The organism is Streptomyces sp. NPDC059456, assembly GCF_042750055.1.
In the GTDB taxonomy this organism is placed as follows: domain Bacteria; phylum Actinomycetota; class Actinomycetes; order Streptomycetales; family Streptomycetaceae; genus Streptomyces.
In genome coordinates this window covers 1-1,099 of sequence record NZ_JBHYVA010001158.1, presented here as the reverse complement: position 1 = coordinate 1,099, position 1,099 = coordinate 1, and the positions used below count along the sequence as shown (strand labels likewise).

Here is a 1,099-nt window from a genome sequence, read left to right as displayed (position 1 = left end):
CTGCGCGCCCTCGAACGCACCCTGCTCGCCGCCCCCGGACGAACCGGCACCATCCCGAGGTCGTCGCCCCGCCGCCGGAACGCACGGCTCCACGCCCGACTCGTCGTCTCGGCCCTGCGCCGCGCGGAGGCCCGGCTGGACACCGACCGAGCCGCGGCCGTACGGGAGTTGTCGGATCTGGCGCTCACCGTCGCCGAGCATCACGCCGAAGGCCGCCACGCCGCGCTCCTCCCGGACGAGGAGCTGGCCGGGCTCGATCCCGCGGCCGACCGGATCGCGCTGCGCGAGACCCTGCACCTCGCGGGAGCGCTGCTCCTCGTCGGCGCCGTCGGATGGGCGGGGGCCTGGGCGGGTGGCCGCATCGGGGTCGAAGCACCCTGGACCCTCGTCCCGGCGGCGGTCGCCGCCGTCATCGTCTTCCCCCGCCTGCGCACGAACGGGCCGGACCTGCTGCTCTCGTTCCTCTCGCCGTAGCGCGGGACGTGGTTCAGAGGGTGACGAGGGTGATCTCGGTGGCCTTCACGCTGCACCACACCGGCGTGCCGTCGTCAATGCCCAGCTCGGCCGCCGCCTGAGGGGTGATCTCCGCGACCACATCGGCCACGGCCGCCGACGTGACCAGCACGCGCAGACGGCTGCCGGCCGCGGTGACCTCGCGCACGGTGCCCGGCCAGACGTTGCGGGGGCTGCCGGCCGGCTGCTCGCGGTGCAGGGCGACGGCCTCGGGGGCGACGATCGCCAGGGCCTCCGCTCCCTCCGCGGCAGGGTCCGCGACCATGACGGAGCCGCCCGCGGCGAGCTTGAGCCCGTCCACCGTGGTGGTGCCCTGCCAGGCGTTGCGGCCCAGCATCCGAGCCACCCAGGGGGAGCGCGGGTTGCGGGTGACCTCCGCCGGCGGGGCGTCCTGGAGGGCACGGCCGTGGGCCAGTACCAGGACCCGGTCGGCCAGGGAGACGGCCTCGACGGGGTCGTGGGTGACGATCAGGCAGACCCCGCCGAAGGAGGCGAGGTGGGTGCGCAGGGTGTGCCGTACGCGGGCGCGGGTCGTCTGGTCGAGGGCGGCCAGCGGTTCGTCCAGCAGGAGCAGCCGGGGCTGTGC

Annotated in this window: 1 protein-coding gene and 1 pseudogene; one reads left to right on the top strand and one right to left on the bottom strand. The window is 75.8% G+C overall.

What is annotated here, in order from left to right; genetic code table 11:
* Positions 1–474: pseudogene (locus tag ACFXA3_RS42910) on the top strand (hypothetical protein); the annotation flags it as partial.
* Positions 475–487: 13 nt separating this feature from the next.
* Here the strand turns inward: ACFXA3_RS42910 and ACFXA3_RS42905 are convergent.
* Positions 488–1,099 (bottom strand): TOBE domain-containing protein (locus tag ACFXA3_RS42905; RefSeq protein WP_385197043.1); only part of this gene is annotated, 612 nt, incomplete at its 5' end.